This is a genomic window from Parasphingorhabdus sp. (genome assembly GCF_048267785.1).
Taxonomy (GTDB): domain Bacteria; phylum Pseudomonadota; class Alphaproteobacteria; order Sphingomonadales; family Sphingomonadaceae; genus Parasphingorhabdus.
This window is the reverse complement of sequence record NZ_JBLWWU010000013.1, coordinates 58,176-80,110: the sequence shown is the minus strand read 5'-3', so window position 1 is coordinate 80,110 and position 21,935 is coordinate 58,176. Positions and strand designations below refer to the sequence as shown.

Genomic DNA, 21,935 nt, shown 5'->3' with positions numbered 1-21,935 from the left:
ACGCCGTTCGTCTCGAGCGAAGTCGAGAGACCGGTTGTCGCGCAATGTGTCTCGACTACGCTCGACACGAACGGAAAACGGTTCACAGAAAAACCCATCACCATTCCCCCCGGTAATCGTGATTTTCCTCGACCATCGCGTGCAGGTTTGTCGGACCGCCCTCGGCTTCACTGGTCTTGCGACCGATTTGCGAACCGACCTTGATATCCTTGCCCTCTGCCAGATCCTCGAGGATCCGGGTCATGATATCATAATCGAGATCTTCATAATTATCGTCGTTGATCTGGACCATCGGCGCGTTGGAGCAGTTGCCCATACACTCCACTTCGGTCAGCGTGAACAGGCCGTCGGGTGTGGTCTTGCCCTTGGCCATGCCCTTGTTCTTGCACGCCGCAATCACATCGTCGCTGCCGCGCAGCATGCAGGGCGTGGTGCCGCAAACCTGAACATGGAAACGACCGACCGGCGCGAGATTATACATGGTGTAGAAGGTCGCGACCTCATAGACCCGCATATAGGGCATATCGAGATAGGCGGCGACATATTCGATCACCGGCACCGGCAGCCAGCCTTGCGTTTTCGTATCCGCGCCGACCTGCCGCTGGGCAATGTCGAGCAAGGCCATGACCGCCGATTTCTGCCGGCCAGCCGGATATTTCGCAATCTGCCATTTCGCCAGTTTCTCGTTTTCCGGCGTAAACGCAAAATCGCCCCATTTGGCACGGGTTTCGAGTTCGTCGGGGATATTGGGTGCTTCAGCCATTATCGGTCACACTCTCCAAATACGACGTCGATCGCGCCCAAAATGGCGGTGGCGTCGGGCAGCATATGGCCCTTGGTCATGAAGTCCATCGCCTGCAGATGCGAGAATGCGGTTGGCCGGATCTTGCAGCGATAGGGCTTGTTGGTGCCGTCGCTGACCAGATAGACGCCGAATTCGCCCTTCGGGCTTTCGGTCGCGACATAGACTTCGCCAGCGGGGACGTGAAAGCCCTCGGTGTAGAGTTTGAAATGGTGGATCAGCGCTTCCATCGACTGCTTCATCTCGGCGCGTTTCGGCGGCACGATCTTGCGGTCGGTGGAGGCAACCGGGCCATCGGGCATTTCATTCAGGCACTGACGCATGATCCGCGCGCTCTGCCGGACCTCCTCGACCCGCACCATGAACCGGTCATAGCAATCGCCCTTGGTGCCCACAGGCACCTCAAAGTCCATGCGGTCGTAAACGTCATAAGGCTGCGACTTGCGCAAATCCCAGGCGACACCGCTGCCGCGCAATACCGGACCGGAAAAGCCCCAGCGGATCGCATCGTCCTGCGACACGGCGGCGATATCGACATTGCGCTGCTTGAAGATACGGTTGCCAACGACAAGGCTCATCGCATCGTTGAACAGGGTCGGAAATTCATCCAGCCAGTCGGCGATATCGGTGAGCAGTTTCAGCGGCACATCCTGATGCACACCGCCAGGCCGGAACCAGGCGCTGTGCATGCGGGCGCCGCTGGCGCGTTCGAAAAATTCCAGACATTGCTCGCGAATTTCGAACACCCAGATATTCGGCGTCATCGCGCCAACATCCATGACATGCGCGCCGATGTTGAGCATGTGATTGCATATCCGGGTCAATTCGGCGAACAGCACGCGCAGATATTGCCCGCGCAACGGTACTTCCAGATCGAGCAGCTTCTCGATCGCCAGCACATAGCTATGCTCCATCGCCAGCGGCGAACAATAGTCGAGCCGGTCGAAATAAGGCAGCGCCTGCAAATAGGTCTTGTGCTCGATCAGCTTCTCGGTGCCGCGGTGCAGCAGACCGACATGCGGATCGACACGTTCGACCACTTCGCCGTCCAGCTCCATCACCATCCGCAAAACGCCGTGCGCCGCGGGGTGCTGGGGACCGAAGTTGATCGTGAAATTCTGGATTTCCAGATCGCCGACCGTCGGATCGGCCTCGTCTGCGATATGATCCATTTCGTCGAGATAGTCAGACATTAGATGCCTACCTTTCCGGTCGCTTCGAGCGAAGTCGAGAAGCCGTGAGGCAGAGTTCCACTCTCCCGTTCGCTTCGAGCGAAGTCGAGAAGCCGGTTGTGGTGGATAGAGGTGTCTCGACTACGCTCGACACGAACGGCAGCGTTACTGGCCATCACTTGCCCTCCCCCTTCTTCTGCGTTCCGGACTTGGTCCGCTTCGGAGCAGGCTTTTTCGCAGCAACCTTCTTCCGCTTCGATGGCTTGGCTGCCGCCTTGTCCGCCTTCTTGCCCGCGCCGGTCTCGCTCTTCTTTTCGGTCGTCTTCGGTGTCGGTGGCGGCGCTTCGCCGCCCACTTTCTCGTCACCGGGCAATATGTAATCCGCGCCTTCCCATGGGGACATGAAATCGAAGCTGCGGAAATCCTGGGCCAGCTTCACCGGCTCGTAGACCACGCGCTTGTCTTCCTCGGAATAGCGCATCTCGACATAGCCGGTCAGCGGGAAATCCTTGCGGAACGGGTGACCCTGGAAACCGTAATCGGTCAGGATTCGCCGGAGGTCGGTATTGCCGTCGAACAGGACGCCATACATGTCGAACACTTCGCGTTCGAGCCAGCCGGCCACTTCCCAGATATGGGTGACGCTTGGCACCGCATTGTCCTCGTCGGTCGTGACCTTGACGCGGATGCGATGGTTCTTCGTCAGACTGAGCAGATGATAGCAGACCTCGAACCGCTCGGCGCGATCCGGATAGTCGACGCCGGCAATTTCCATCAACTGCTGATATTCATGCTTGTCGCGCAGCTTTTCCAAGACCGTGGCCAGCTTGGCGCGCTGCACGGTAAAGCTGATCTCGCCATAGGCTTCGACGGTATCAAGCAAGGCAGCGCCGATAGCTTTACCAAGCTTGGCAGCAACACCGGTGTTGCTGGAGATTGCGGGTGCGGAATGAGCCATTAGAAAACCCCGCTCGTCTCGAGCGAAGTCGAGAGATCGTTAGTTGAGATACCGTTCGGCCTGAGCCTGTCGAAGGACATCTCACGGCGATAAGCGCACTTCGACAAGCTCAGTGCGAACGGATTATAATGGAAGGCCATACTCACCGCTCGAACGTTCCGATGCGGCGGATCTTCCGCTGCAATTGCATCACGCCGTAGAGCAAGGCCTCTGCGGTCGGCGGACAGCCGGGCACGTAGATATCAACCGGAACGATCCGGTCACAGCCACGCACGACGCTATAGCTGTAGTGATAATAGCCGCCGCCATTGGCGCAGCTGCCCATCGAGATCACATATTTCGGATCCGACATCTGGTCATAGACCTTGCGCAATGCCGGTGCCATTTTGTTGCACAGGGTTCCCGCAACGATCATCACGTCCGACTGGCGCGGACTGGCGCGCGGTGCGGCGCCAAAACGCTCCATATCGTAGCGCGGCATGTTCACATGAATCATCTCGACCGCGCAGCAGGCGAGACCAAAGGTCATCCACCAGAGTGAACCGGTCCGGGCCCACTGGAACAATTCTTCGGTCGAAGTGACAAGAAAGCCCTTGTCATTCACTTCCGAATTCAGATCCTTGAAAAAAGCTTCATCGGGCTGTGTATCGGGACGCATCGGCGTACCATCGGCGTTGAGAATTGCCGTCCCCGTTGCGTTTGGCTCTAATCCCACTCCAGCGCTCCTACTTTCCAGGCATATATAAAGCCGATGACCAGTTCGGCGAGGAAGACCATCATCGTCGTCCAGCCAACCCAGCCGGTCAGATCAAGCGAAACCGCCCACGGAAACAGAAACGCCGCCTCGAGATCGAAAATGATGAAAAGAATCGCGACCAGATAAAAGCGCACGTCAAACTGGCTGCGCGAATCTTCAAAAGCGGGAAAACCACATTCATATTCCGAAAGCTTTTCCACACTCGGATTATGGGTGCCGGTTAACCGTGAAACGCCCATGGGCAGAAACACAAAGGCCGCTGACATGCCTGCTGCGACAAACAGGAACAGTAAAATTGGCGCATATTCGGAAAGATCGACCACAGATGACTCGTTTCGCTAATATTCGGGGCCGCTTTTAGGCAGTGGCTCCCCTTGCCGCAAGGGCGAAATGGCTTAAATTTGTGGCCTTTTGCGAGGCGTTCGCAGTTACAGCAGCGACTTGGCCAATATTCGGTGCAGCTTGCTGTGCAAGGCTTCGTTTGATGCCAGGATTTCGCGCTGGCCAATCGGCTGGTCACCACCGGTATAGTCGGTGACGAAACCGCCAGCTTCGCGCACCATCAAAATCCCTGCGGCAACGTCCCAAACCTTCAAGCCCGCTTCCCAGAACCCGTCATAGCGACCGGCCGCAAGCCAGGCGAGGTCAAGTGCTGCCGAACCATTGCGCCGGATACCCGCAACTTGCGGCGCGACCGCCCCAAAAATTCGCGCCCATTCACCCAGATCGCCATGGCCCTTGAAGGGAATGCCGGTTGCAATCAGCGATTCCGACAGATCGCGCCGGGCCGATACGCGCAAGCGCTTCTCGCCGCGCCAGGCGCCCTTGTCCATTTCCGCCCACCAGGTTTGGTCGTTAAGCGGCTCGTAAATCAGTCCGCTGGTAATTTTGCCCCAGCCGCGGCCGTCGAGCGAGGGTTCCTGGACGGCGATCGAAATCGCAAAATGCGGGATGCCGTGAAGAAAATTGGTGGTGCCGTCGAGCGGATCGATGATCCAGCGCGGCTTGCCTTCCTCCCCATCGATCATGCCGCCTTCTTCGAGCACAAAGCCCCAGCCGGGACGGACTTTCAGCAATTCGTCATAGAGAATCCGTTCGGCGCGCATATCGGCCTTGGATACAAAATCCGCCGGGCCCTTTTTCGACACCTGCAGATGTTCAACTTCACCGAAGTCGCGGCGCAGGCGCGATCCGGCCTTGCGCGCGGCGCGTTCCATAACGGTTATAAGGGCGGAATGTGCTGGCATTTCTATATCTCCCCCCTCCCGTGTACGGGAGGGGCTGGGGGTGGGTCTATCTGTTTTTCAAAGAGCGGGCGAGCGGCCTGGTCGTGCCCGCCCCTAACCCCTCCCGCGAGCGGGAGGGAAAAATGATTAGCTGGCCTTGCCGACATATTCACGAGCATAGACGTCGACGATGATCCGGGTGCCGGCCGAAATGAACGGCGGCACCATCACGCGAACGCCATTGTCGAGAACAGCGGGCTTGTAGCTTGAGGATGCGGTCTGGCCCTTGACCACGGCATCGGCTTCGACAACCTCGGCCTCGATCTGGTCCGGCAATGCCACCGAGATCGGCTTTTCCTCGTACAGTTCCAGTTGTACGTCCATACCATCCTGCAAAAATTCGACTGCCTCACCAAGCAGATCGGCGGGCAGCGTGATCTGCTCGTAATTTTCCTTGTCCATGAAGGTCAGCAAATCGCCATCGGCGAAAAGATACTGAAAGGTCTTGGTATCCAGACGAACCTTTTCCAGCGTATCGGCGCTGCGGAAGCGGACATTGGTCTTGCGACCGTCGACGAGATTTTTCATCTCGACCTGCATATAGGCGCCGCCCTTGCCTGGCTGTGTATGCTGAATTTTGGCAACCTTCCACAAGCCGCCCTCATATTCCAGAATATTGCCGGGACGAATATCCACACCGCTAATTTTCATTGCTAGTCTCGCTTGCTAGATTGTTTGATTGAGCGGCCCTGTAATCTGCTGACCGATATTAGGCAAGCCCGGTGACGATGAAAGCCTCTTTCATGGGGCGCAGGTCTTTTTCATACAATACGATGAAACGTGCGGCGCGCTATAGTCGGTGGATGGCGCAGTTAGAAATCGATCCGTCCGAACGCGAAGACACAAGTCCGGCCCCGTGTACAAAATGCGCGCTGGCCGCTGGCTTGTTCGGCTATTCAATTTCCGGTGGAAAAACGCGGTCGTTCAAGCCAACCGAAGGTTATTTGCGCGACATAGAACAGATGCCCAGCTTTACACCGCCTTCGGTCCGCAAATTTGTCACGCAATATCTGGCATCGAATATCGGCAAAACCCAAAGCTCTTCGTAACAGTCTCTAGCGGCTTTCCAAAATAGCACTGAAACGGCTGATCGCTTGGGCTGGTCCTTCGGGATCATTCCACACGCCACCACTTACCGCGATGAAATCTGCACCTGCGTCGATCAGCGGCCTGCAGTTTTCCGGCGTGATCCCGCCAATTGCGACGCAGGGTATTTCCATAATCGCCGACCACCATTTCAGAATGTCCAGTTCCGGCCTGTGGTACGTTTCCTTGGTTCGGGTGGGAAAGAAAGCGCCAAAAGCGACGTAATTTGCGCCACCCTCACCCGCTTCCATGGCAAGGTGCCGACTGTCATGACAGGTGATGCCAATCTGGATATCATGCCCCAGTTCCGTCCGGGCAGTTTTCAGACTCTCGTCACTCTGCCCCAGATGCACGCCATCCGCGCCCAATTGCTTCGCCAGATCGATATCGTCATTGACGATGAAGGCGACGTCAAATTCGTCGCAGATGGATTTCAAAGGAGCGGCCAGCCGGGCAGCTTCCTCGGGATCAATATCTTTCACCCGAAACTGAAACGCAGCAACCGGCCCGGCTTCCAGCGCCTTCCGGAGCTGTTGCGCGAAATCACCGCCGGTTTCCAGCGGTGAAATCAGATAGAGCTGGCAAGGCAGACTATCACTCACGACGTCAACAATAGCAAACGATCAGGTAATCGAAGCGCGATAGATCTTGTCGATCGCATTTCCGAGCACGGCGTCGAATTCCTCATCGCTTTGCGAAACCCGCAAATCCTGAAGCAATCCACGGCTGAAGCTGGCAATCATACCTTCATTCTTGGCCAGTTCTGCGCAAGCCTCCTCGGTTGAATAGCCACCCGACAGCGCCACCAGACGAATCACCTTCGGATGATCAATCAGCGGTTTGTACAGATTGGGCTCGACCGGAATGGAAAGCTTGAGCATCACCCGCTGTTCATCGCCGAGAGCGTCGAGCTGCTTGGTCAGTTCGCCCAGCAATATCTTGTCGCATTCCGCCCGCTCGTCGCTCTTGATATTCACTTCCGGTTCGATGATCGGCACCAGTCCGTGGCTCAATATCTGCTTGCCGAAATCAAACTGCTGCGCGACAATCGCTGCGATGCCTTTCGCATTGGCCTTGTTGATGACCGAACGCATCTTGGTACCGAACATTCCCTTGTCGACGGCATGTTTGCACTGTGCGTCAAGATCAGGAATTGGCTTCATCAACTGAACGCCGTTTTCTTCGTCCGCCAGTCCCTTGTCGACTTTCAGAAAAGGCACGACGCCGCGATCCCACAAAACTTCGGGCACGGGCTTGCCGTCAATTTCACCGTTCATCGTCTTTTCGAACAGGATTGCGCCAATTACCTTGCCATTGCCGAAGCTGGGCGAGGTGATAATGCGGCTGCGCATCTTGTGGATCAGTCCGAACATTTCCTCGTCATTGGAAAAAGAATCGGCGCCGATCCCATAACCGGCGAGCGCCTTCGGCGTCGAGCCGCCACTCTGGTCGAGCGCCGCGATAAAACCCTGGCCGTTTTCAATCTTGTTCAACATTTCACTATTCGCCATTTTTCTGTTCCCATTAATTTTTAATCGGATTGTTTGAGTGCTTCGACGCCGGGCAGGACCTTGCCTTCCATCCATTCGAGAAAGGCGCCACCGGCGGTCGATACAAAGCTGAAATCATCCGCAACACCAGCATGATTGAGCGCGGCAACCGTGTCTCCACCGCCCGCGACCGAAAGCAATTGGCCTTCCTTGGTCAGGGCCGCTGCCGTTTTCGCCAGGGCGACCGTTGCGACATCGAAAGGCGGCGTTTCAAACGCGCCCAGCGGGCCGTTCCAGACCAGCGTCTTGCAGGTCTTGAGCACGTCGGACAGCGCCTCGACCGCAGCCGGACCTATATCAAGGATCATTTCATCCGGTCCCACTTCGTGCACGTTGACGGTGCGGGTTGGCGGATTGGGCCTAAATTCCTTGGCCACCACCACGTCATAAGGCAGATGAACCGTGCAATGAGCCTGATCTGCGGCTTCCAATATAGCATTGGCCGTATCGGCCAGATCATGTTCGCACAGGGATTTGCCGACATCGACTCCGCGGGCGGCCAGAAAAGTATTAGCCATGCCGCCGCCGATGATCAGATGATCGACTTTTTCAACCATCTGGCGCAACACGTCGAGCTTGCTCGAAACTTTCGCGCCGCCGACAACCGCCGCAACCGGATGTTCCGGATTGCCCAGCGCCTTGTCGAGCGCGTTGAGTTCCCGTTCCATTGAACGGCCGGCATAAGCGGGCAGCAGTTTCGCCAGTCCGACGGTCGATGCATGCGCGCGATGCGCGGCTGAAAAGGCGTCATTCACGAAGATATCGCCCAGTTTCGCCATCTGCTCGACCAGCGCGTCGTCATTTGCCTCTTCGCCCGGATGAAACCGGGTATTTTCCAGCACGCAAATCGAGCCATTGGCAAGCTTGCCGGTCTCGTCTGCCATGTCCTGACCGGCGCAACCTGGCAGAAACGAGACGTCGCGGCCCAATATCACGGAGAGCGCCGGGACAACCGGCTTCAACGAAAATTCCGGTCTTTCCTCTCCCTTGGGCCGCCCGAAATGCGCGAGCAACAGCACTTTTGCGCCCTTGTCCGCCAATTCGGTGACCGTCGGAATGAGCGCCCGCAACCGGGTATCGTCGGTAACTTCACCATTGGCCATCGGGACATTCAGATCCACCCGCACCAATATGCGTTTCGATGTGACGTCACCGATATCATCAAGTGTTTTAAAATCGTTATCCGACATTACCCAGAACCTTTGCGCGTTAGAGCAAGCCTGCCATGACCTTGGCCGTATCGATCATGCGGTTAGAGAAACCCCATTCATTATCATACCAGCTGACAACACGGACCAGCTTGCCGTCCATCACGGTCGTTTCCAGACTGTCGACCGAGCTGCTTGCCGGCTGATGGTTGAAATCGCTGGAAACCAGCGGTTTGTCTTCAAAGACCATTACACCCTTCATCGGACCGTCAGCCGCGGCTTTCAGCGCGCCGTTGATTTCCTCGACGCTGGTATCGCGGCTTGGCGTGATCACCAGATCGACCAGACTGACATTCGGTGTGGGTACGCGGACAGACGAACCGTCGAGCTTGCCGTTCAGTTCCGGCAATACCAGACCGACCGCACGGGCAGCACCGGTTGTCGTCGGGATCATGTTGACCGCACCGGCCCGCGCACGGCGCATGTCGCTGTGCATCTGGTCGAGCATCCGCTGGTCATTGGTATAGCTGTGGATGGTGGTCATGAAGCCGCGCTCGATGCCGACCGTGTCGTTCAGCACCTTGGCCACTGGTGCCAGGCAATTGGTGGTGCAAGAGGCGTTGGAAACAATGATATCCTCCGACGTCAGAACATCGTGATTGACGCCATAGACGACCGTTTTCAGATCACCCTTTGCCGGGGCCGAGATCAATACCCGCTTTGCGCCTGCATCGATATGCGGCTGCGAAGCGTCTTTCGACTGGAAGAAGCCGGTGCATTCGAGCACGATATCCACGCCCATTTCCGCGTGCGGCAGATCGCCGGGATTGCGTTCGGAGGTCACGGCGATTTTCTTGCCATCGACCATGATATGATCGCCATGCGCGCTTACTTCGCCGGGGAAGCGGCCATGCACGCTGTCATAAGCAAAAAGCAGTGCGTTGGATTCGGCGTCCGCAAGATCGTTGATCGCAACCAGTTCCATATCATCATCGGTGCGTTCCAATATTGCACGCGCTACGAGACGACCGATCCGGCCAAATCCGTTAATTGCTACTTTTGTCATCGCTATTGCTCCTTTGAATTCAAAATTACCGGTAAGTTTCAGCTAATTTTCTTCATTATCTGCGGCGTGATCGCATCCACGGTCAGACCGAAATGCGTGTAAAGATCATCAATCGGCGCCGATGCTCCGAAACTGTCGATCCCGAAACGCAGGCCGTCGAGACCGGTATATCGCTCCCAGCCAATGGTCGTTCCGGCTTCAATAGAAACCCGAAGTATAGCATTATCGCCGAGCAGGTCATTCCGGTATTCCACGGATTGCGCATCGAATAATTCGGCACATGGCATGGATATGACATCTGCGCCGGTACCGGCTGCTTCCAGCTTCGCCGCAATATCCATCGCCAGAGACACTTCAGAGCCCGTTGCGATCAGCACGACACGTTTTTCGCTTTCCGCTTCTTTCAGACGATAAGCGCCTTTTTCACAAAGGTTTACGCTGACGTCATGGCGCAACGGTGGAAGACCCTGACGAGTCAGAGCAAGGGTCGAGGGACCATCGGCCCGCTTGATCGCCAGTGCCCAGCATTCTGCCGTTTCAATCGCATCGGCGGGCCGATAGATGTGCATGTTCGGCATCAGACGAAGACTCTGGATATGCTCGATCGGCTGGTGGGTCGGGCCATCTTCGCCCAGACCGATGCTGTCATGGGTCATCACATAGACGACTCGCGCGTTCTGGATGGCTGAAAGCCGCATGGCTCCGCGACAATAGTCGGTGAAGACCAGAAAAGTCCCGCCATAAGGAATGATGCCACCGTGCAAAGCCATCCCGTTCATCGCTGCAGCCATGCCGAATTCGCGGATGCCATAATAGATATAGCGACCAGAATAATCGTCTTTTGTCAGTGGCTTGGTCGAGGATGTTTTGGTATTGTTTGAACCGGTGAGATCGGCGCTACCGCCGACCATTTCCGGCAAGGCGGCCGTGATCGCGCCCAAGGCCATTTCGGAAGCCTTGCGCGTCGCCCATTTCGGCGGATCGCTGGCCAGACCTTCGAGATAATCCTGCATCGCGCGGCCATCCGGAAGCGCGCCGGCCATGCGCCGCTGAAACTCGGCGCCCTGGGGATGGCCGCTCAACCGCTTGTCCCAAGCCGCCCGGGCTGCAGCACCCTTTTCACCCAATTGACGCCAGGACGCCAGGATATCATCCGGAATCACAAAAGGTTCATGATCCCAGCCCAAAGCGGCGCGGGTACCGGCAATCTCTTCGTCACCGAGCGGGGCGCCATGGGTTGCGGACGTGCCCTGCTTGGTCGGGGCGCCAAAACCAATCACGGTCTTGCATGCGATCAGCGACGGCCGCGGATCGGCTTCCGCCTCACTCAACGCCTTGCGGATATCGTCAAAATCATGGCCATCGCAGGAAACGACGTGCCAGCCGGATGCGCGATAGCGTGCCGGAATATCCTCACTTGTCGATAAATCCGTTTTACCATCGATAGTTATACCGTTATCATCCCACAGAACGTTAAGTCGTCCCAAGCCGAGATGACCAGCCAGACCAACCGCTTCGTGGTTGATCCCTTCCATCAGACAGCCGTCACCGGCGATCACCCAGGTCTTGTGATCGACCAGATCGTTGTCGAAGGTCGCATTCAGGTGCCGTTCGGCAATCGCCATACCGACGGCGGTGGCAAAGCCCTGCCCCAGCGGGCCGGTTGTCGTCTCGACGCCTTCCAGTTTGAAATTCTCCGGATGACCCGCGCAAGGCGAACTCAACTGACGGAAATTCCTGATATCTTCCATCGTTGGCCGTGCATAGCCGGTCAGATGGAGCAGCGAATAGATCAGCATCGAGCCATGACCCGCGGAAAGAACAAACCGGTCGCGGTCCGCCCATTTCGGTGCTTTCGGATCATATTTCAGAAAGTCGCTGAACAGAACCGTAGCAACATCGGCCATACCCATCGGCATGCCAGGATGGCCGCTGTTTGCTGCTTGCACCGCATCCATGGCAAGCGCTCTGATGGCGTTCGCCATATTTTTTTCGGAAACGGTCATGGCTATTATATTCCCCCGGATAGACGTGTGCATGGGCACAGCAAAATGCTGCGATTCGCTATTTTGCCCCTTCCTTTGATGATCCAGCAAGGCGGCGTCAAGGACCGCTTTTCATGATCCGGTGTTTACGGCGCCGGAATAGATTGATAGCAACGCCACACAGGACCTTACCTGTTGGAAGCAAGCTATGGAAAACGCTCATGGACAATGAACCAGTCATCCTTGCCATCGGCCGGATTGAACGCGCTTTAAGTCGCATAGAATCGGCAAACAGGACAAAGAAGACCGAAATCGACCCCGCATTGGCAGAGCGCCATGAAGCATTGAAAGCAGAACTGAAGCAGGCCATCGAGACGATTGACGGCCTGATTGAACGGCGGGAACGCTGATATGGCACAAATGAAACTGGAAATCGGCGGTCGGACCTTCCTGGTAACCTGTCAGGACGGTGAAGAATCGCATTTGACCAAGCTGGCCGCGATGGTCGACCGGAAAGCACGCGAATCCGGGGATCCGGCGGGCCTTACCGAAAGCCGGATGCTGCTGTTCACATCTTTGCTGCTGGCCGACGAACTGCACGGCGCACAAACCGACCCCAATACGGATGCTGCCCCGCCTGCCCCGCCGCAAACCAACCCTGTCAGTGATCAGGTTGTGGCAGCGCTGGAAAAACTTGCTGATCGCGCAGAACAACTGGCAAATAGCCTTGAGTAACACCTCTATCACGCCTAGATAACTATTGACGGGTACTGTCTGGCACGAGCTTGATACGAACATCCCTGAGGCGATATAACTTCCTAGGGAGCTGTCCCTGCCCGGATTGCGGACTGTTTTGCAGTCGGGTCCGATGCATATGGCGCCCACCTGACGTAATAGGCGTCAGAGGATTTTCCGGCAAACGACCAAGACGGTCCCGTCACTTTTCCAAAGAAAGATATTTTTTTGAGTAGTTTGAAAGATACAAAGAAGAAACTACGTGAAGAATATAGAAGACGGCGGAACAGCTTTGTCGGACAATTGGACGGCGCAAGCCGCAATCTGTCTTTCCGCCGCCCGCCCTCGCCTTTAGCCCGCCTCTTCCATCAGGGTCAGAGCGTCGCGCTCTACCGCAGCATCGGGTCCGAAGCGCCCACCGAGCGGCTGATCGAATATCTGACGGAAATCGGTGTCAATATTGCCTTGCCGCGAGTCCGGGATGACGGCTCGCTGGAATTTCGGCTGCTTTCCAATCTGGAATTGCTGGAGTCGGGATTCCGGGATATCCCCGAGCCCGGCGAAACATGCGAATTAACAGACCCGGACGTGATTATTGCGCCTCTTGTTGCCTTTGACCGCTCGATGCGTCGTCTCGGCCAGGGTGGTGGCTATTATGACCGAAGCTTCGCAAAATATCCCGACGTGCCCCGTATCGGTCTGGCCTGGTCGGTTCAGGAGGCAGACGAAATACCGGTCGAGCCACATGACCTGCCTTTGCACATGATCGTTACGGAATGTGAAATAATTGAATAGCTTGGGATGACGTCATGACATCAGAAATCGATAGAGATATGAAGAATCGGCCAAGCTGGCGCAAGCCGGTCGGCATGATTTTGATATTATTGCTGATTCTGCTGTGGTGCGGCATTGCCGTGACCCTGATCGATCAACTCAGCGATCTGAACTTCTGGCTGCAATTGCCAGTCTATGTGATTCTCGGGATTGCATGGATTTTCCCGATCAAGCCATTGTTGAGATGGATGAATAGGGGGTCTTTGCGCCATCTCCCCGAAAATAAGGGAAATGGCGCGAGTGACGAGACTTGAACTCGCGACCTCCGGCGTGACAGGCCGGCGCTCTAACCAACTGAGCTACACCCGCTTACGTGCCTCTATAGGCGGTGGAGCAGCGCAAGTATAAGAGCGCTGCATTCCTGTCAACAACACTCTTTCGATTATCCGAGATATTTCTCAAAATGGTCAACCTGGCAGCGATTTATCGCCCGATCAGATAAGGGCGCCTGACATCGATCCGGGAAAAATTGCAAAACCTCATATCAACGGCAACAAATACTGATAGTTACATCTCGTTACGGTTAACATCGCCTAAAGCAGAGCGAAACAACTGATTAATTAACTAAAATATTTGGCAGTTTTCCAACGGTTTTGACGGTGAAAAATGCATGGCGTCATCCCGCGCCCGTTTACCAAATATTTTTCTTTCTTTGCCATATGGACTGGATGACCAGACAACAACATCAGGCTTGCGGATGGCCTTCGCATAGCTTTGCAGACATTTCGGTTCGACGACGATTGACGCTTGCGGCGGGTGCTGCAGCTCTCTTGTTGACACCAGCATCTGCACAGGCGGCCGGTACGGTTGCGGGAACCGATATCGTCAATGTCGCACAGGCTTCGTTTGACGGACCATCGGGCGGGCCACCCGTCACTATTGATTCCAATATCGTCACCATCAAAGTGGATGAGCTTCTGGATGTCACGGTCGTTTCCAGCGACCCCGGCGATGTCGCCACTTCGCCCGGATTGACCGGACAGGCGACCACTTATCAGGTCACCAACACCGGAAACGGGTCAGAGGCATTCACGCTATCGGCAGATACGGCGAAGCCTGGCGATGAATTTGATACGACATTCGAACAGATCATTCTCGATACCAATGGCAACGGGGTTTACGATCCGGGCGTCGACACCATTTACTCGCCCGGCACCAATGACCCGGTGCTAGCGCCCGATGAAAGCGTCACCGTTTTCATCCTTTCCACCATTCCCGCATCCGCCGGCGATGCCGATCGCGCCGAAATCGAACTTTCTGCGGTGGCCAAGACCGGTAGCGGTACGCCGGGCGATATATTCGCCGGCCAGGGCGATGGCGGCGGCGACGCGGTCGTTGGTTCAACCGGCGCGAGCGACGAAGCCAGCGGCTTTTTCGTAATCGAGGCGGCAGAGATCACTTTGGTCAAAAGCGCGACGATCATCGATCCGTTTGGCGGAACAGAAGCCGTACCGGGTGCGGTTATCCGTTATCAGCTGGTTGCAACAACAACCGGCACCGGCAATCTGACCAATCTGGCGATCACCGACGATATACCCGCTGACACGACATATAATGCCGGGAGCATCACGCTGGAAGGCGCGGCACTGACCGACGCACCGGGCGATGCCGACGCGGGCGCTTTCGATGGCAGTGCGATTGTCGTGGCCCTGGGGACGGTTCCGGGCGGACAGACGCGCACCATCACCTTTCAAGTAACCATCGACTGATAATTTTCAGGGGGACAGCCACATGTTTAAGAGATTTTTCCTTGCCATAGCACTGATCGTTCCTGGCACCGCCATGGCGGCCAACAATGTCAGCCTGTCGAGCGATGTCTATATCGAGCGCAAGGTCGCAAAGCCGAACGGCACGACCGCTCTGGTTCTCGAGCAGCCAAAAACCGTGATTCCCGGCGACAATCTTGTGTTCGTCGTCAAATATAAAAATGTCGGCAGCACGCCGGCTTCGGATTTCTCTGTCACCAACCCGCTGCCTAAAGCGGTGGCGTTCAATGGAACGTCTGATGGCACTGAAATTGTCTCCGTTGACGGAGGCAAAACATGGGGGCCGCTCTCGGCTCTCACCTACGCGAGGGAAAATGGCGAAACCCGCCCTGCCCTCATGACTGATGTGACTCACGTAAAATGGAAATTCAATCGTGCTCTTTCTGCAGGATCCGGGGGAAAATTAATTTTCCGCGGCACTGTGAAATAATCGCGACCGCACCGGATTGTCGCGGGGTTAGGCAGTCCAAATAAGTGAAACAGGAGACAGTTATGACCAGTATACTGAAACTTCTCGTTGCCACTAGTACCATTTCTGTAGCGGCGCTCGGTGTAAAGCCGGCGTTCGCTGCAGATTTGGGCACTGATGCCGGCACGAGCATTACCAACAACGTAAGCGTTGCGTTCAATGTGGGGGGGACGGCTCAGACCGCAGAAACCGACAGCGACACATTCGTGGTCGACAGGATCGTCAACCTTGTCGTGACCAAAAGCGACGCGGTGAACACCTCCGTCGCGCCAGGCTCAACACAGCAAGCCGTGACCTACACGGTCAGCAACCAGACCAATGACACGATTGACGTGTTGCTGACCTCGGAACAGCTCGGCGGCGATGATTTCAACGTCACCGGCACGGTCACCTATTATCTTGATGATGGCGACGGGGTTTATGATGCCGGCGACACGATCATTACATCGATCGACAATTTGGCCGAAGATGAAACGGTTGTCGTGCACGCTGTCGCCAATATCCCGGGCACCGTCGTGACCGGCGATGTTGCTGATCTCGTCCTGATCGGCCAGGCCGCCGATTCGGCAACCGGCCTGGCCTTTAGCAATGACTCGGGTGATGCGGATGACGCCGCGACTGTCCAGAACGTCTTCGCCGACGGCGCTGGCACGGGAACCGGTGATGTCGCAGGCGATGGCTATCACAGTGACACAGATCGCTACGAAGTGGCTGCCGCTGATATTACCGTAACCAAGACCAGCACGGTGCTGTGGGACCCGATCAACGGAAGCACCAATCCCAAAGCCATACCGGGTGCCGTTCTGGAATATTGCATCGCAGTGGCAAATGCTTCTGGTGGTGCGGACGCAACAAGCGTTGCGATATCGGATACGATTCCGGCCAACCTGACCTATTACGACTCGCTGGTCACCGGACCAGCCACGGTTCCGGGGCTCATTGGCGTGGTAACCGAAGGAACGGTGACGGGATCCGTCTGCAACGCTGATGGCGGAGGCACCGGTGCGGAATCCGGTGGCGCCGTTACCGGCAACCTTGGCACGGTAGCCTCGGGCGATACAGAAACCCTGATCTTCCGTGTAACGGTCGACTAGGCATCTTGAAACAGAGCGGCAAACCGGTGTTTTCCGGTTTGCCGCCAGGTTTCATTCATCGCTGTGGGTATCTTTACCACCTTTTTCAGGCCAATCGGTCTGGCCTTTGCTGCAGGCGCATTGACCGTGTCTGCCGGTGTGGCACTTGTACAACCCGCGTTTGCCGGGGAGCAGCCGCTTGCCGGAAATCTGCCGCTGATCAGCAATGTTGCGCAGGCGGAATGGGATATAGGTGGCCAAAGGCTGCAGAAACCCTCCAACCGGGTCGACATCCAGGTCGTTCCCGCGCCCGACGCCCCGCCAGAGATCACCACCTTTCAGTTCAGTGACCCGCCGGGCGCCGAACAAGTGCCCATTCCGGGTACGATGTGCCGCGGTTCGGCAGGCAGTATACCGGTCGAACTGCACGGGGTCTTTGCCGGAACGCCTATGAATCCGGGATCGATCACGCCGACCGACAAAATCCGCGCTGGCGCGCCGCTGATTGTGTCCATTCTGGCGCCGGGCAAGAATTTGAACCCGCTATCGGTCGACAGTTTCGAAATCGTCCTCTCGACGCCTGCAGGCGACCGCGAACTGATCCTGATTGCGGAAACCGGCCCCAATACATCCCGCTTTGTCGGGATGATCAACACCGCCGCAATACCACCCGATCCGGTGCAGGGTGATTGCAGACTGTCGGTCCATCCCGGCGATACGCTGGATGTTGCGATTGACGAGATGGCGGGAAATCCGCTGGGCAAGGTGGCTCTGGGAATATTGATCGATCCCTTTGGAGAGACTTTCGACAGCGGCGATGGGGCGCCAGTATCGGGAACGCGGGTTACCCTGATCGATGATGCAACCGGACAACCGGCCGAAGTTTTCGGTGATGACGGCGTATCGACCTTTCCCAGCACGGTGATTAGCGGCAGCACGGTGACCGATAGCGGCGGCACCGTCTATAATTTCACCGAAGGCTTTTATCGCTTCCCGTTCGCACGGGCGGGGCGCTACCGCCTGCTGGTCGAGCCCCCGCAGCCCTACAGCTTCCCATCGGCCTCCACGCCCCAGCAACTCGCATCCTTGCGGCGGACCGACGGAATGCCCTTCACCATTGTCGATGGCTCCTATGGTGGAGTGATAATCCTGAATGACCCGGCTCCGGTGCGTGTCGATGTACCGCTGGACAGGCCGGGAGCAGCATTGGCGATCACCAAAGCCGCCTCCACCGCACAAGCCGTGCCGGGAGACGCCGTGCAATATCGAGTCACGGTGCAGAATAGCGATGCTGATCGCAACACCGGCCAGATCACGATCTCTGACCAGTTACCGGCTGCCATGCGCCTGAAAACCGGCACGATCCGCTATAATGGCGATCTGATCACGGCCGCTGTTCAACCCAATGGTCGGGACTTTAGCGTCGAAATACCACCCCTTTCCCCCGCAGGATCCGGTCTGCTGACCTATATCGCGGAAGTGCGTCAGGATGCACAGCCGGGCGACGCGCTCAATCTCGCCTCGGCAAGCGATGATCGCGGTGCGACCAGTCCGGTCGTTGATGCGCTGGTTCGCGTGGAACGCGACGGTATTTCCGAACGGTTCACGCTGATCGGCCGGATTACCGACGGCGGCTGCTCGACCGACCCCGAACAAGCCGCAGGAATTGGCGGGGTGCGCGTGATTTTACAGGACGGGACCTATACGGTCACCGACAGCGACGGTCGTTATCATTTTGAAGGGCTGAAACCCGGCCTGCATGTGGTTCAGGTCGATCCGTCCACCTTCCCCGCCGATCTCGCGCCGGTCGACTGCGCGCGGAACACCCGGACCGCCGGCAGCAACATCTCCCGCTTTGTCGAAGGCCGTGGCGGCGCACTGAAACGCGCGGATTTCCGGGCAAAAACCGTTGCGCCGAGAGAAGTCAGCGAGAAATATAGCTATAACAAGCCAGCGGTTCTGTCTGACCCGGAAGCGGCCGGAGCCGGTCAGGACTGGTTAAGTGGTCAGGAGTCCGGCATCGCGTGGCTCTTCCCCGAGGCAGACCATAATCCGCGCGTCAAGGCATTGCGCGTCGCGGTCAAGCATCTTGCTGGCCAGAAGGTCGAATTGGCGGTCAACGGCAAGCCGGTTAATCCCCTTGCCTTTGACGGAACGAAAAAGAGCGCGGACGGAAAAATCCGGGTGAGCACCTGGCGCGGCATAGAAATCGAAGAGCGGACAAATGTCTTCGTGGCACGGGTGGTTGATCAGAATGGCGCGCTCGTCCAGCAATTGGAACGCAAGGTCCATTATGCCGGCAGTCCGCTGAACGCACAATTGCTCAAGGACAGGTCGGTCCTGATCGCCGATGGGGTTACGCGTCCGGTGATAGCGGTGCGGCTGACCGATCGCACCGGCAAGCCTGCCCGCAACGGAATGGTCGGCGACTTCAGCGTCCCTGCGCCTTATGCACCGGCGATTGAAATCGATGCCCAGCAGGCCAACCAGCTCGCCGGTCTCGAACGGGGTGCGCCGGTATGGCGGGTCGAGGGCGAGGAAGGCATCGCCTATATCGAGTTGGCACCGACCACGGCTTCCGGTTCGCTCAGTATTTCCTTCCCCTTCCGCGATGGCGAAGTGGAACGGACCCAGCGTATCGAGACTTGGCTTGATCCGGGTGACCGTCCCTGGACCGTTGTCGGCTTTGCCGCGGGTACGCTTGGCTTCAACACGCTGGACGAACGGCTCGAGGATCTGGTCGAGGATGAGGACAATATCAACGTCGATGGCCGGATCGCGCTTTATGCCAAGGGCCGCGTGACCGGAAAATGGTTGATGACCCTCGCCTATGACAGCGACAAACAGGAAGACGAGACCAGTTTTCAGGGCGTGATCGATCCGCGCCGCTATTATACCGTTTACGCCGATCGCAGCGAGCAACGCTATGACGCCGCTTCGGTCCGCCGCCTCTATCTCAAGCTCGAACGGCCGCAATTTTATGCGCTGTTCGGTGATTATGAAACCGGCATCAGCGAGCCCGAACTGGCCCGATATCAGCGCGCTTTCAACGGCATCAAGGCGGAATATAAAAGCGATCAGGTCCATCTCAACGCCTTTGGCGCGGACTCGCCCAACCAATATCGCCGCGAAGAGATTCAGGGCAACGGTCTGTCCGGCCCCTATGCGCTCGCCGCACGGGATATCCTGGCAAACAGCGAACGGATCATGCTGGAAACGCGCAACCGCTTGCGTTCGGACCAGATCATCGAGCAGCGCGAACTGACCCGGCATATCGATTATGACATCGACTATCTTGCCGGCACCTTGCGCTTCCGCGAACCGATTCTCAGCCGCAGCAGCGGGCTCGATCCGCAGTTCATCATCGCCGAATATGAAGTTCTCGGCATTGGCGGCCGCAATCTCAACGCCGGTGGCCGCGCCACCTACCAGACCGCCGACCGGAAACTGAAAATCGGCGCGACCGCCGTGCATGACGAGGACGAAATCGTGAAAACCGACCTGCTCGGCGTTGATGTCCGCTATCGGTCCGACGTCAGAACCGAATTCCGCGCGGAACTCGCTGTCACCGACAATGAAGCGAAAGCGGTCACCGCGACGAACAGCGGGCAAGCCGCCACCGCCTGGCTGGTCGAAGCCGAGCATCACGGTTCGAAATTCGATCTGCTCGCCTATGTCCGGCGTCAGGCGACTGGCTATGGTCTGGGCCAGCTCAACGCCGCCGAAACCGGCACCCGGAAATTCGGGATCGACGGCCGGGTACGCATTCGGGAGAATCTTTCGCTCGCGGTCACCAGCTATCAGGAAGATTTCCTGACGTCGGGTGCCCGCCGCCGTGCCGGTACCGCGGAACTGGAATATCGCACGAAGGACAGGTCGTTCCGCGCCGGCATGGTCTATGCCAATGACCGGCTATCCGATGGTAGCGTGAACGAATCCACGCTTGTCCGTCTCGGCGCGACCCAGCGGCTGTTTGACGGCAAGCTGGAGCTGGACGCGCAAACCGAATTTGCTTTGGGCGGTCAGGACGAAAGCATCGATTTCCCGGCGCGGCACAGCTTCTCGGCCCGCTATGCGATCGCAAAAGATATCAAGATCATCGGCACTTATGAAATTGCCGATGGCGAGAATATCGATGCGCGGACAGCCCGGATCGGCGTCGATGTGACGCCCTGGGATGGCGGACGCATCGTCAGCAGCATGAACCAGCAGGAAATCACCGAATATGGCCCGCGCACCTTTGCCGCCTATGGCCTGACGCAGAGCATTCCGCTCGACGACAAGTGGACGATCGACTTCTCGCTGGACGGCAACGAGACCGTCAGCGGCTTTGATCGCGCAGACGTTATCAATGAAGAACAACCGGTCGCTTCCGGTGGTTTTCTGGGCAATGACACAACGCTGACCGAAGATTTTCTGGCGGTCACCGCGGGCTTCACCTTCCGTCATGACGACTGGAGCTGGAACGGCCGCGCCGAATATCGCGACGGCGACATCAGTGAACGCTATGGCTTTACCACAGCGCTCCTCAAACAGATCAGCGAAGGCAGCGCTCTCGGCGCGCTCGCCAGCATCTTTGTCGCGGAGGACGAAACCGGGGTTAGCACAAGGGTCATCGAAGCGGAAGCCAGCTGGGCCCACCGTCCTGCCGACAGCCAATGGTCTTGGCTCGCAAAACTCGAGTTCCGCGAAGATAGCGTACGCAATGCCGTTTCCGGCACATCCGGTCCGATCGGCGGCGCTCTGCTTCTCGTCGATGGAGATGTGACTTCGCGTAGAATTATCAACAGCCTGAGCGTGAACTACACGCCGGTTGATGCCGCCAACGGCCTGTTCACCGAAGCGGGCGAATATGGCTTCTTCTGGGGCAGCCGCTATGTGTTTGACCGGTTTGGGCAAGATGATGTCGAGGGCTGGAGCAATGTCGTCGGCGCCGACATCAAGTTCGACCTGTCCGACACGATCGATGTCGGCGGTCAGGCCACGGCGCGCATCGGCAATGGTTTTGACAGCATCGCTTATTCCGGCGGGCCGAGCATCGGCGTCACGCCGTTCAAGAATGGCTATATTTCGGTCGGCTATAATGTCGCCGGTTTCGCGGATCGCGACTTTGAAGAGAGCCGCTACACCAGAGACGGCCCGTTCATCACCTTCCGCCTGAAATTCGATCAGGAAACGCTAGGCAGCCTCGGTCTTTAAGGGTTCACGACGTATCGCTTTCCCTTCTCCCCTGAGGGAGAATAATTGC

At 57.2% G+C, this 21,935-nt stretch carries 21 protein-coding genes and 1 tRNA gene; 9 read left to right on the top strand and 13 right to left on the bottom strand.

Annotated features, from left to right (window positions below):
• Positions 1-97: 97 nt before the first annotated feature.
• The 7 genes from ACN0VD_RS11770 to efp form a co-directional block, all read right to left on the bottom strand.
• The gene (locus tag ACN0VD_RS11770; RefSeq protein ID WP_417594444.1) at positions 98-763 is read right to left on the bottom strand and encodes a complex I 24 kDa subunit family protein; all 666 of its coding nucleotides are present in this window, start codon (positions 761-763) and stop codon (positions 98-100) included.
• The gene (locus ACN0VD_RS11765) at positions 763-1,995 is read right to left on the bottom strand and encodes an NADH-quinone oxidoreductase subunit D (RefSeq protein ID WP_417594442.1); all 1,233 of its coding nucleotides are present in this window, start codon (positions 1,993-1,995) and stop codon (positions 763-765) included. The genes ACN0VD_RS11770 and ACN0VD_RS11765 overlap by 1 nt, the downstream gene beginning before the upstream one ends.
• A gap of 154 nt (positions 1,996-2,149) precedes the next feature.
• A complete protein-coding gene (locus ACN0VD_RS11760; protein WP_417594440.1) occupies positions 2,150-2,932 on the bottom strand; it encodes an NADH-quinone oxidoreductase subunit C in 783 nt (260 codons plus the stop codon).
• A gap of 142 nt (positions 2,933-3,074) precedes the next feature.
• On the bottom strand, positions 3,075-3,590 hold the full coding sequence (locus ACN0VD_RS11755) for a NuoB/complex I 20 kDa subunit family protein (protein WP_100095721.1): 516 nt from the start codon (positions 3,588-3,590) through the stop codon (positions 3,075-3,077).
• Positions 3,591-3,637: 47 nt separating this feature from the next.
• Positions 3,638-4,012 (bottom strand): NADH-quinone oxidoreductase subunit A, encoded by a 375-nt coding sequence (gene ndhC, locus ACN0VD_RS11750; protein ID WP_417594438.1) that lies wholly within the window; start codon positions 4,010-4,012, stop codon positions 3,638-3,640.
• A 105-nt stretch (positions 4,013-4,117) separates the two neighbouring features.
• Entirely contained in the window at positions 4,118-4,936 is an 819-nt protein-coding gene (locus tag ACN0VD_RS11745; protein ID WP_417594436.1) for an inositol monophosphatase family protein, read from the bottom strand.
• A 126-nt stretch (positions 4,937-5,062) separates the two neighbouring features.
• Positions 5,063-5,626, bottom strand: a complete 564-nt coding sequence (gene efp, locus ACN0VD_RS11740) for an elongation factor P (protein ID WP_417594434.1) — start codon at positions 5,624-5,626, stop codon at positions 5,063-5,065.
• A gap of 71 nt (positions 5,627-5,697) precedes the next feature.
• On the opposite strand from efp, the gene ACN0VD_RS11735 reads away from it, so the two are divergent.
• Positions 5,698-6,024, top strand: a complete 327-nt coding sequence (locus tag ACN0VD_RS11735) for a hypothetical protein (RefSeq protein ID WP_417594432.1) — start codon at positions 5,698-5,700, stop codon at positions 6,022-6,024.
• Between the two features lie 6 nt (positions 6,025-6,030).
• Here ACN0VD_RS11735 and thiE read toward each other — a convergent pair whose 3' ends face one another.
• The 5 genes from thiE to tkt are packed head-to-tail and all read right to left on the bottom strand — an operon-like array spanning position 6,031 to position 11,831.
• The gene (gene thiE, locus ACN0VD_RS11730; RefSeq protein WP_417594430.1) at positions 6,031-6,663 is read right to left on the bottom strand and encodes a thiamine phosphate synthase; all 633 of its coding nucleotides are present in this window, start codon (positions 6,661-6,663) and stop codon (positions 6,031-6,033) included.
• A 21-nt stretch (positions 6,664-6,684) separates the two neighbouring features.
• Positions 6,685-7,572 (bottom strand): fructose bisphosphate aldolase, encoded by an 888-nt coding sequence (locus ACN0VD_RS11725; RefSeq protein WP_417594428.1) that lies wholly within the window; start codon positions 7,570-7,572, stop codon positions 6,685-6,687.
• Positions 7,573-7,592: 20 nt separating this feature from the next.
• Complete coding sequence (locus tag ACN0VD_RS11720; protein WP_417594426.1) at positions 7,593-8,801, bottom strand: phosphoglycerate kinase; 1,209 nt, start codon at positions 8,799-8,801, stop codon at positions 7,593-7,595.
• 19 nt (positions 8,802-8,820) lie between these two features.
• On the bottom strand, positions 8,821-9,825 hold the full coding sequence (gene gap / locus ACN0VD_RS11715) for a type I glyceraldehyde-3-phosphate dehydrogenase (protein ID WP_417594424.1): 1,005 nt from the start codon (positions 9,823-9,825) through the stop codon (positions 8,821-8,823).
• 38 nt (positions 9,826-9,863) lie between these two features.
• A complete protein-coding gene (gene tkt / locus ACN0VD_RS11710; RefSeq protein ID WP_417594423.1) occupies positions 9,864-11,831 on the bottom strand; it encodes a transketolase in 1,968 nt (655 codons plus the stop codon).
• 200 nt (positions 11,832-12,031) lie between these two features.
• Between tkt and ACN0VD_RS11705 the strand changes: the two genes are divergently transcribed.
• The 4 genes from ACN0VD_RS11705 (at position 12,032) to ACN0VD_RS11690 (ending at position 13,633) form a co-directional block, all read left to right on the top strand.
• Entirely contained in the window at positions 12,032-12,220 is a 189-nt protein-coding gene (locus tag ACN0VD_RS11705; RefSeq protein WP_417594422.1) for a hypothetical protein, read from the top strand.
• Position 12,221: 1 nt separating this feature from the next.
• Entirely contained in the window at positions 12,222-12,545 is a 324-nt protein-coding gene (locus tag ACN0VD_RS11700) for a cell division protein ZapA (protein WP_417594420.1), read from the top strand.
• A 228-nt stretch (positions 12,546-12,773) separates the two neighbouring features.
• Positions 12,774-13,340: a 5-formyltetrahydrofolate cyclo-ligase gene (locus tag ACN0VD_RS11695; RefSeq protein ID WP_417594418.1), complete on the top strand. Its 567-nt coding sequence runs from the start codon at positions 12,774-12,776 to the stop codon at positions 13,338-13,340.
• Positions 13,341-13,354: 14 nt separating this feature from the next.
• Positions 13,355-13,633 carry a DUF2842 domain-containing protein gene (locus ACN0VD_RS11690; RefSeq protein WP_417594417.1) on the top strand — a complete coding sequence of 93 codons (279 nt, stop codon included), beginning with the start codon at positions 13,355-13,357 and terminating at the stop codon, positions 13,631-13,633.
• Here ACN0VD_RS11690 and ACN0VD_RS11685 read toward each other — a convergent pair.
• A tRNA-Asp gene (locus tag ACN0VD_RS11685) sits at positions 13,612-13,688 on the bottom strand. The two genes, ACN0VD_RS11690 and ACN0VD_RS11685, sit on opposite strands and share 22 nt — an antisense overlap.
• A gap of 359 nt (positions 13,689-14,047) precedes the next feature.
• On the opposite strand from ACN0VD_RS11685, the gene ACN0VD_RS11680 reads away from it, so the two are divergent.
• From ACN0VD_RS11680 to ACN0VD_RS11665, 4 genes are all read left to right on the top strand, one after another.
• A complete protein-coding gene (locus tag ACN0VD_RS11680; protein ID WP_417594415.1) occupies positions 14,048-15,088 on the top strand; it encodes a hypothetical protein in 1,041 nt (346 codons plus the stop codon).
• A 22-nt stretch (positions 15,089-15,110) separates the two neighbouring features.
• Positions 15,111-15,575, top strand: a complete 465-nt coding sequence (locus ACN0VD_RS11675) for a hypothetical protein (protein ID WP_417594413.1) — start codon at positions 15,111-15,113, stop codon at positions 15,573-15,575.
• A 62-nt stretch (positions 15,576-15,637) separates the two neighbouring features.
• Positions 15,638-16,708, top strand: coding sequence for a hypothetical protein (locus ACN0VD_RS11670; RefSeq protein WP_417594411.1), 1,071 nt, complete (start codon positions 15,638-15,640; stop codon positions 16,706-16,708).
• A 63-nt stretch (positions 16,709-16,771) separates the two neighbouring features.
• A complete protein-coding gene (locus ACN0VD_RS11665; RefSeq protein ID WP_417594409.1) occupies positions 16,772-21,886 on the top strand; it encodes a hypothetical protein in 5,115 nt (1,704 codons plus the stop codon).
• Positions 21,887-21,935: the final 49 nt, after the last annotated feature.